Annotated in this window: 10 protein-coding genes and 2 pseudogenes; 4 read left to right on the forward strand and 8 right to left on the reverse strand. The window is 65.2% G+C overall.

Going from position 1 to position 8,943, the window contains the following annotated elements:
• The first annotated feature begins 257 nt into the window (after window positions 1-257).
• Both ACDELDRAFT_RS15780 and ACDELDRAFT_RS15785 read left to right on the forward strand, forming a co-directional pair.
• Window positions 258-1,244 carry a LysR substrate-binding domain-containing protein gene (locus ACDELDRAFT_RS15780; RefSeq protein ID WP_005798561.1) on the forward strand — a complete coding sequence of 329 codons (987 nt, stop codon included), beginning with the start codon at window positions 258-260 and terminating at the stop codon, window positions 1,242-1,244.
• Between the two features lie 147 nt (window positions 1,245-1,391).
• The gene (locus ACDELDRAFT_RS15785; RefSeq protein WP_005798563.1) at window positions 1,392-1,799 is read left to right on the forward strand and encodes a bacteriohemerythrin; all 408 of its coding nucleotides are present in this window, start codon (window positions 1,392-1,394) and stop codon (window positions 1,797-1,799) included.
• 248 nt (window positions 1,800-2,047) lie between these two features.
• Here ACDELDRAFT_RS15785 and tyrS read toward each other — a convergent pair whose 3' ends face one another.
• On the reverse strand, window positions 2,048-3,280 hold the full coding sequence (gene tyrS, locus ACDELDRAFT_RS15790) for a tyrosine--tRNA ligase (protein ID WP_005798565.1): 1,233 nt from the start codon (window positions 3,278-3,280) through the stop codon (window positions 2,048-2,050).
• Between the two features lie 202 nt (window positions 3,281-3,482).
• Between tyrS and ACDELDRAFT_RS15795 the strand changes: the two genes are divergently transcribed.
• Window positions 3,483-4,841 carry a M23 family metallopeptidase gene (locus tag ACDELDRAFT_RS15795; protein ID WP_040329508.1) on the forward strand — a complete coding sequence of 453 codons (1,359 nt, stop codon included), beginning with the start codon at window positions 3,483-3,485 and terminating at the stop codon, window positions 4,839-4,841.
• Between the two features lie 27 nt (window positions 4,842-4,868).
• On the forward strand, window positions 4,869-5,978 hold the full coding sequence (locus tag ACDELDRAFT_RS15800; RefSeq protein WP_005798569.1) for an anhydro-N-acetylmuramic acid kinase: 1,110 nt from the start codon (window positions 4,869-4,871) through the stop codon (window positions 5,976-5,978).
• Between the two features lie 25 nt (window positions 5,979-6,003).
• On the opposite strand, the gene erpA is transcribed toward ACDELDRAFT_RS15800, so the two are convergent.
• From erpA to ACDELDRAFT_RS25780, 7 genes and pseudogenes are all read right to left on the reverse strand, one after another.
• Complete coding sequence (erpA, locus tag ACDELDRAFT_RS15805; RefSeq protein ID WP_005798571.1) at window positions 6,004-6,369, reverse strand: iron-sulfur cluster insertion protein ErpA; 366 nt, start codon at window positions 6,367-6,369, stop codon at window positions 6,004-6,006.
• 32 nt (window positions 6,370-6,401) lie between these two features.
• Window positions 6,402-6,825: pseudogene (locus ACDELDRAFT_RS15810) on the reverse strand (bactofilin family protein).
• Between the two features lie 26 nt (window positions 6,826-6,851).
• A complete protein-coding gene (locus ACDELDRAFT_RS26090) occupies window positions 6,852-7,103 on the reverse strand; it encodes a hypothetical protein (protein ID WP_005798574.1) in 252 nt (83 codons plus the stop codon).
• Window positions 7,103-7,570, reverse strand: a complete 468-nt coding sequence (locus ACDELDRAFT_RS15815; protein WP_005798576.1) for a hypothetical protein — start codon at window positions 7,568-7,570, stop codon at window positions 7,103-7,105. The genes ACDELDRAFT_RS26090 and ACDELDRAFT_RS15815 overlap by 1 nt, the downstream gene beginning before the upstream one ends.
• Window positions 7,571-7,694: 124 nt before the next feature.
• Window positions 7,695-8,087 carry a 30S ribosomal protein S9 gene (gene rpsI / locus ACDELDRAFT_RS15820; RefSeq protein ID WP_005798582.1) on the reverse strand — a complete coding sequence of 131 codons (393 nt, stop codon included), beginning with the start codon at window positions 8,085-8,087 and terminating at the stop codon, window positions 7,695-7,697.
• 11 nt (window positions 8,088-8,098) lie between these two features.
• Window positions 8,099-8,527 (reverse strand): 50S ribosomal protein L13, encoded by a 429-nt coding sequence (gene rplM, locus ACDELDRAFT_RS15825; RefSeq protein WP_005798584.1) that lies wholly within the window; start codon window positions 8,525-8,527, stop codon window positions 8,099-8,101.
• A gap of 181 nt (window positions 8,528-8,708) precedes the next feature.
• Window positions 8,709-8,943 (reverse strand): annotated as a pseudogene (locus tag ACDELDRAFT_RS25780) (serine/threonine protein kinase); the annotation flags it as partial.

Consider the following 8,943-nt stretch of genomic DNA (forward strand, 5'->3'; position numbering starts at 1 on the left):
GCCCGGTTCGCGTGGGCGCAGCGTCACCGCCCGGCCTGCGTCCAGCGTCCAGCATCCGGCCGCCGCGCGGCCGGGCCGGAGGACAGCAGCGAAAGTGGGCGATTGCAGATCGTGGTCGTGCGTCATGGCGGGCTCCCAGAAAGAAGAACAGGAACGCAATGGCTTTGCGTTGCCCCGATAGTGCGCGCTGCACGATGGGCAGTCCAATGAAAACGCGCTACCCTATTGATTCCATCCACGCATGAATCCACCCCGCCATGCCTTCCGCCGCATACGCCCCTGCCGTCCTTCGCACGCGCCCCGTGGGCGCTGGACACTGGCGCACCTTCCTTGCCGTGGCACGGCACCTGAACTTCCGCGCCGCCGCCGATGAGATGGCCCTCACGCAATCCGCAGTCAGCCGCCAGATCCAGGCGCTGGAGGACGAAGTGGGCGTGGCCCTGTTCCTGCGCCACACGCGGGCCGTGGAGCTGACCAGCGCGGGCGCGCAACTGCAGCGCGCCGTGGTGCCGGCGCTCGAGCGCATGGACGCCGCCGTCCGCCTGGTACGGCAGACGGCGGGACGCAAAAGCGTGGCCATCACCACCTGGGCCAGCTTTGCATCGATGTGGCTCATTCCGCGCATGGAAGAGTTCCAGCGCAACAACCCCGATATCGACATCCGCATCGACGCCACCGACAGCGCGGTGGACCTGGACACCTCCGATGTCGACCTGGCCCTGCGCTACAGCATGCCTGGCGCGGCTGCGCGCGGCGCCCTGCGCCTGTTCGGCGAACAACTGGCCGTGGTGGCAAGCCCCTGGCTCCTGAAGGCGAATCCGCCCCTGCGCACCCCCGCCGACCTGGCGCAATTCACCCTGATCGAGGCCGGCGACGCGCACCGCACCCAGAACCTCGAATGGCTGAGCTGGCGCCGCTGGTTCGACATCCAGGGCTGCCCCACGCTGCAGCCCAAACGCTGGCTGTATTTCAACTACGCCAGCCAGATCGTGCAGGCGGCCCTGAGCGGGCAGGGACTGGCCCTCGCGCGCATGCCGCTGATCGCCGACGCCCTGGCCACCGGCGATCTGGTCGAGGTGATGCCCGGCCACCGGCTCGACTCGCCGCTGGCCTACTGGCTGCTGGTGGGACCGCGCAGTGGCCAGCGCCCCGAAGTGCAGGCCTTCTGCGCCTGGCTGCAGGGCGAGGCAGCGCGCACCCGACAGTCGGTGGGAGACAACACCGAGGCACCGCCTGTCGCCTGACAAACCCTTAACCCCTTCAGCAATGAGGTTTCCGGTTGATGAAAATCAACCTCCCTCTCCAGGGCGCCCTCTACAACCGGTGGCTCACGCTCCGGGCAGCATTCCGCCGCGCCCGGCAGCACCGATCCATTCCCGACGGAGATGCGGATGACATTCATGCCATGGACCAGCGACCTGGAACTGGGGGTTGCAGAAATTGACCGGCAGCACCAATGGCTGGTGCAACTGACCAACGATCTGCACGACGAACTGTCGCAGGCCCAGCCCCGGCGCGAAGCCATCGGCGAAGTGCTGGAGGGCTTGGTGGACTACACCCACAACCACTTCATCGTGGAGGAGGTGCTTTTCCAGCAGCACGGCTATCCCGACACACCCGCGCACAAGGCCGAGCACGACGGCTTCACGGGCAAGGCCATGGATCTGCTGATGCGCTTCGAAACGGGCGAGGAAATCACCTTTGAAGCGCTCGACTTCCTCAAGGACTGGCTGGTGCACCACATCTGCAAGGTGGACCGCGCCTACCTGCCGTTCTTCCAGTCGAAGGGGCTGGCCTGAGCGAGTGGGATGCAGCACGCTGCACCCGGCAGGCACACGGCTCTGTCGACCAGTCGGCAGAGAGCGAAGCGTGGCATGGAACATCGCGGGTCTGCACATGCTGCGAATGGCCTGCGGGGCCGGTGCTGCGCTAGCTCCTTTCGAGCCGGCAGTCCAGGCGCCCAAGCGAGCGGCGTTGCCCGCCATTGGCACAGGGGCATCGCACACGCCCGCACTGGCCCGGACATCCTCCGAAAACGAGAGCAGTATCAGCCGAGTGCCACGCGCGCGAACTTGCGCTTGCCGACCTGCACCACGTAGGTGCCGGCTTCCAGCTTCAGCCCCTTGTCGCTGACCACGCTGCCGTCCACCCGCACACCACCGCCCTCGATCAGGCGGTTGGCTTCGCTGGTCGAGGGCGCCAGATTGGCCTGTTTGAGCAAGGCCCCGATGCCCAGAGGCGCCCCGGAGAGGGTGACCTCGGGAATCTCGTCAGGCACGCCGCCCTTGCTGCGATTGATGAAGTCCTGCTCGGCGGCCTCGGCCGCGGCGGCACTGTGAAAGCGCGCCGTGATCTCCTTGGCGAGGAGCACCTTGGCATCCTTGGGATTGCGGCCGCCGGCCACTTCGGCCTTGAGTACCTCGATCTCGGCCAGCGACTTGAATGACAGCAGCGTGTACCAGCGCCACATCAGCGTGTCAGAAATGCTCAGCACCTTGGCATACATGGTGTTGGCGTCTTCGCTGATGCCGATGTAGTTGTTCTTGGACTTGGACATCTTCTCGATGCCATCCAGCCCTTCAAGCAGCGGCATGGTCAGAATGCACTGGGGCTCCTGGCCGTATTCCTGCTGCAGGTGCCGCCCCATGAGCAGGTTGAACTTCTGGTCGGTGCCACCCAGCTCCAGATCGCTCTTGAGCGCCACCGAATCGTAGCCCTGCATCAGCGGGTAGAGAAACTCATGCACCGCAATCGGGTTGCCGGCCTTGAAGCGGTCGTGGAAATCGTTGCGCTCCATCATGCGCGCCACCGTGAACTTGGCAGCCAGCTGGATCATGCCCGTGGCGCCCAACGGCTCGCTCCACTCGCTGTTGTAGCGAATCTCGGTGCGCGCCGGGTCCAGCACCATGCTCGCCTGGCGGTAATAGGTTTCCGCGTTGAACTTGATCTGCTCGGGCGTGAGCGGAGGGCGCGTGCTGTTGCGGCCCGATGGATCGCCAATCAGGCTGGTGAAGTCACCGATCAGGAAGATCACCTGGTGGCCCAGATCTTGCAATTGCCGCATCTTGTTGAGCACGACCGTGTGCCCGATGTGGATGTCCGGCGCCGTCGGGTCCAGCCCCAGCTTGATGCGCAGCGGCTGGCCCGTGGTTTCAGAGCGCGCCAGCTTCTTGATCCACTCGTCCTGCGGCAGCAATTCGTCCGCGCCGCGCAGCGAAATTTCGAGGGCCCGCCCTACACCATCGGATACCGGGTTTTTTGTAACAGCAGATTGATTCATAAGGGTTTTCTGGGATGTCTAGACAGCGTGCGCCGCTATACTTCAGCCCACATTGCAGAGGCGGATTCTAGTGTTTCCGCCGTTTCGACACCCCAGCAACCCTGTCGAATACCTGCAGCCCGACAGCTTGTGCCCCCGGCCTCCTCCCCGCGTTGCAACGGGAAATACAACCGGTAGCACCCTCACCCTTGGGGACGCACCTTTGATTCACGGCTTCACCACCGCCAGCCTGGCCTTGCTTGACCGGCTGTCCCGCAGTGTCCAGAAACACCCCAAACGTATCACCGCCGCCGTGGCGACCCTGCTGCTGACCGGCGGTGGCGGCGCTTTCGCCGTGGCCTCGCTCGCTCCCGATCCGGCCGATCTGCCGGTGCACCAGGTGAGCTACGCGGTGGAAACGTTGGCCGGCAACACGGCCCTTGAGTTGCTGGAAACCCCGGGCTTCTCTCTTTTCCGCTCCGAACAGACCCGCAGCAGCGACACCGCAGAATCCTTGCTGCAGCGCATGGGCGTGGCCGATCCCGCAGCCGCCGCCTTTATGCGCAGCGATGCCCAGGTGCGCCAGAACCTGCTGGGCCGCGCCGGCCGCTCAGTCTCTGCAGAAACCACCGACGACCACCGCCTGCTGCGCCTGACGGCGCGCTGGGCGCCCGACGACAGCGGCAATTTCCGCCGCCTGGTGGTCGAACGCACAGGCGAGCGCTTTGCCTCGCGCATCGAGACAGCTCCCCTCACCACCGGCAGCCGCCTCGCAGGCGGGGTGATCCGCAGCTCGCTGTTTGCCGCCACCGACGCGGCCAACATCCCCGATTTCGTGGCCGTGCAGATCGCCGAGGTGTTCTCGGGCAACATCGACTTCCACCGCTCCCTGCGCAAGGAAGACCGCTTCTCCGTGGTCTACGAAACCCTCGAGGCCGACGGCGAGCCCCTGCGCAGCGGCCGCGTGCTCAGCGCCGAATTCCACAACAACGGTAAGACCTACCAGGCGATGTGGTTCCAGGAGCCTGGCGCCGCCAAAGGCGCCTACTACACGCTGGACGGCCAAAGCATGCGCCGCGCCTACCTCACCTCTCCGGTCGAGTTCTCGCGCGTGACCAGCGGCTTCAAGATGCGCTTCCACCCCATCCTGCAGAAGTGGCGCGCCCATCTGGGCACCGACTTTGCCGCGCCCACGGGCACGGCCGTGCGCACGGTGGGCGATGGCGTGGTCGAATTCGCAGGCGTGCAGAACGGCTTCGGCAATGTGGTGTTCGTCAAGCACCGCAACCAGCACGAAACCGTGTACGCACACCTGAGCCGCATCGACGTGAAGAAGGGCCAGTCGGTCGAGCAGGGCCAGACCCTGGGCGCCGTGGGCGCAACGGGCTGGGCCACCGGGCCCCACCTGCACTTCGAATTCCGCGTGAACGGGCAGCACCAAGACCCGCAGGCCATCGCCCAGCAGAGCGAGGCCGCCGCCCCGGTGTCGGCCGCCGCCCGCCCCGCCTTCGATCGCCTGGCGGGCGCCATGCGCACGCAACTGTCTGCCGCGGCCCTGGTGCAGCAGGCCAGCGCCGAATAAGCCGCACCGCCGCGCTGGCGCAGGCTGATGTCCGGGTTGTTTATCGGCCTCATGTCGGGCACCTCGCTCGACGGGGTGGACGGTGTTCTGGTGGACTTTTCGCAGCCCAGAATGACCGTCATCGGCCATGTGTCGGCACCTTTTGCTCCTGAACTGAGAGCAGAACTGTGGGCCCTCAACACCCCGGGCACTGACGAACTGCACCGCGCGGCACTTGCCGGCAACGCGCTCGCGCGCGCCTACGCCGCTGTGGTGCATGCTCTGCTGGAGCGCACCGGCACACCCGCTGGCGCCGTGCAGGCGATCGGCGCGCACGGCCAGACGGTACGCCACCGCCCCCAGCTGTTCGACGGCACGGGCTACACCCTGCAACTCAACAACCCCGCCCTGCTGGCCGAACTCACGGGCATCAGCGTCGTGGCCGATTTCCGCAGCCGGGACGTGGCTGCCGGTGGCCAGGGAGCCCCGCTGGTGCCCGCGTTCCACCAGGGGGTGTTCGGTCGGCCCGGCGAAACCGTGCTGGTGCTCAACATTGGCGGCATCTCCAACCTCAGCGTGCTGGGCGCCGATGGCAGCGTGGCGGGGTTCGATTGCGGCCCGGGCAACGCGCTCATGGACCATTGGTGCCAGGCACATACCGGCGAGCCGTTCGACCGCAACGGCGCCTGGGCCGCCACAGGGCAGGTGCTGCCGGATTTGCTGGCCAAGCTGCTGCAAGAGCCCTTTCTGCACCAGCCGCCGCCTAAAAGTACCGGTCGCGACCTGTTCAATCCCGCCTGGCTGGCCGGCCAGCTGATGGCCCACGCCGGCGCGCGCCCGGCAGATGTGCAGGCAACCTTGACTGAATTGACCGCAAGCGCTTGCACAGCATGCGTCAATAGCTACGGAAAATATAGCAAAACATTGGCGGTGTGCGGCGGGGGTGCGCTCAACGCCCATCTGATGCAACGCCTGCAGGCACTGGCGCCAGCCACCATGGTGGTGCCTTCAGACGCCCTGGGCCTGCCCGCATTGCAGGTCGAAGCGGCGGCCTTCGCGTGGCTGGCGCAGCAGGCGATGGCGCGAAAAACCGGCAGCCTGCAAAGCGTCACGGGCGCCCGAGGCGCCCGTGTTCTGGGGGCCGTCTACCCGGCCTGAAGGTCAAAGGGCCTGTCGCCGGACGTCAGGCCGAGAAGCTCGATCCGCAGCCGCAGGTGCTTGCAGCGTTCGGGTTCTTGATCACGAACTGGGCGCCTTGCAGGTCTTCCTTGTAATCGATTTCGGCACCCACCAGGTACTGGTAGCTCATGGCGTCGATCAGCAGGGACACACCATTCTTGGTCATGGTGGTGTCGTCTTCGTTCGTGATCTCATCGAAGGTGAAGCCGTACTGGAAGCCCGAGCATCCACCACCCTGGACGAACACGCGCAACTTCAGGTCGGGATTGCCCTCTTCGGCAATCAGGTCCGCTACCTTGGCCGCCGCACTGTCGGTGAACAGGATGGGGGCGGGCATTTCGGTCTGGATGTTTTCGGCAACTGCACTCATGGGGTTCTCCAATTCAGGATTTGCCATGAATGCTACTGCAAACCACTCGGGAATTCAGGCCATCGGCTGTTTGACGCCAGTTTGAGTGGGGGCTTTGCATCCAGCAGTTCGGCTGCAGGACACAGCTGCCCCGCAATCAGCACCCTCTGGTGCATTTCAAACGCTTTGTAATGCATGTCGCCGGTGATCCGGGCCTTTGGCTGCAGTTCGAGCAGTTCGGACGCTTGCACCGGCCCGATCACGCTGCCATTGATGATGACGTGCTCGGCGTGAAGGCCCCTTCCATGCAGGCGGTCTCCGAAGCCACCAGGATGCCGGGTTGCCCGGCGTGGGCCCGGATATCGCCGTTCACTGCGCCATCGATGCGCATGCCCTCGCCAAACAGTGCATCGCCCTCGGTACGGTACCGACGGCCACCAGGCTCTTGATGGGTGGCTGCTTCCTGCGTGAAAACAGAGAATATCTCCTCAACACCGCCGCCATCAACGGGGCCCATCGATGGCCAGGGTGTGGATGGCGCGCACCTGCGCGCCATCCAGCACCCGGGCCGTGACGGTTCTTACCACGGCCTCGACAGGAAGAGCCAGTGAGCCCTCCAGGCGCCGGTACTGGCACACCCGCAGTGGCTGGGCTTCGGCGGCGCGGGTTTCCGTCCAGGGCTTGCCGTGGCTCATCCCCGTCAAAACCAGCTCGAGCCGCCCATTGAACTCGGGGGCGTTGCGCGCTGGATGCATTACCAACACCTGCCAGCACCGTTGCGGCCGCCCAGCACCTCGGCCTGCAGGGCCCGTATGGCCAGCCCCTCGATGCGCGCGGCGGGCAGGAGCTTCTCGAAAAACCCCAGGTCGTCGCGCAGCGCGCGGTTTTCGGTCTCGAGCTGGCGCATCTGGACCATGAGGCGGTCCATGGCGGCCTGCTCGGCCGTTTGCAGACTCTGCGAAGTGCTCACCAGCGCCTGCTGGCGCCCCTGGGCCTCACGCAGCTCCGCCACCTCGGCGCGCAAACGGACCAACTCGTCGCGTGCCCCCGCGTCGAGCCCGGCAAGCGACTTGCCGAATTCGAACGTCCACAGCGACACGGCCGCGCAGCCTCCCAGCACGACGGTAACAGCCAGCCGGCGCACCGGCCACGGAAACGCGCTGCGCACGATGACCCGTGGCGCGCTGATGGTCAGGCGCCGGCGCAACAGCCGAAAACGCATGGCATGAAAAAGAGAATGGGCATAACGCTGCGCACCATAAACAAAAAACCGCCCGAAGGCGGTTTTTCTGCTGCGGCACACAGCAGCGCAGCGCCACACGGTGGCCCTGCGGCAGCGGCGAAGCTTAACGCTTCGAGAACTGCTTGGCGCGGCGTGCAGAGTGCAGACCGACCTTCTTACGCTCGACTTCACGAGCATCGCGGGTCACGAAGCCGGCTTGGCTCAGGACGGGCTTCAAGGATGCGTCGTAATCGATCAGGGCGCGGGTGATGCCGTGGCGGGCTGCACCGGCCTGGCCGGATTCACCACCACCGTGCACGTTGATCTGGATGTCGAAGGTTTCGACATGGTTGGTCAACGCCAGGGGTTGCTTGGCAATCATGATCGAGGTTTCGCGGCCGAAATAGGACTGGATGTCCTTGCCGTTCACCGTGATCTTGCCGGAGCCTTTTTTCAGAAACACGCGGGCGACGCTGGACTTGCGACGGCCGGTGCCATTGTTCCATTCACCAATCATCTCAAGGCTCCTTAGATTTCCAGCACTTTGGGCTGCTGGGCGGTGTGGGGATGCTCTGCACCACCATACACCTTGAGTTTCTTGATCATCGCGTAGCCAAGGGGGCCCTTGGGCAGCATGCCCTTGACAGCCTTTTCCAGCGCGCGGCCGGGGTGCTTGGCTTGCATGTCGCGGAAGTTCGTGGCCGTGATGCCGCCGGGGTAACCCGAGTGGCGGTAGTACACCTTGTCCAGGGACTTGGTGCCAGTGACCTTGAGCTGGGCGGCGTTGATGATGACGATGAAGTCACCGGTATCGACGTGAGGCGTGTAAATGGCCTTGTGTTTGCCGCGCAAACGGAGAGCAACTTCGCTGGCTACTCGTCCGAGGACCTTGTCGGTCGCGTCAATCACAAACCACTCGTGCACGACCTCAGCGGGCTTTGCGCTGAATGTAGACATGAGTTTCTCTTTTCAAGAGGAAGGTTTGGCGGTCCTTTTCCACGGTCGGTGCAACTCTTTCGGAAGCCTCTTAGGTGGTGAAAACAACTCCGCCGCGGGACCAGTAAGCGCTGCGAAGCCTGCCATTATACGAAACTGCGCGCTTTTTACGCAAGCGCGTCGCGCCCAGACGGCGCGGGCGTCAGTTCTGCATCTGGCGGCGCTGCTCTTCGGCCTCCTGGCGCCGGCGGGCTTCCACGCACACCGGATGCCCGGCGAGCGCCGGCTTCTGGCACTCGTTGAATATGCACAGCGGACGCGCCAGGAAGCCCGCATCAGCGCACGCCTCCTGCGGCCCGACCGTGCGCACCGGAGCCGGCCTGGGCTTGGGCGCCGGGGGCGGCTCGGGAGGCGGGGGAGGAGCGTCGTGCACCACC

It is taken from the genome of Acidovorax delafieldii 2AN, assembly GCF_000175235.1.
Taxonomy (GTDB): Bacteria; Pseudomonadota; Gammaproteobacteria; order Burkholderiales; family Burkholderiaceae_C; genus Acidovorax; species Acidovorax delafieldii_B.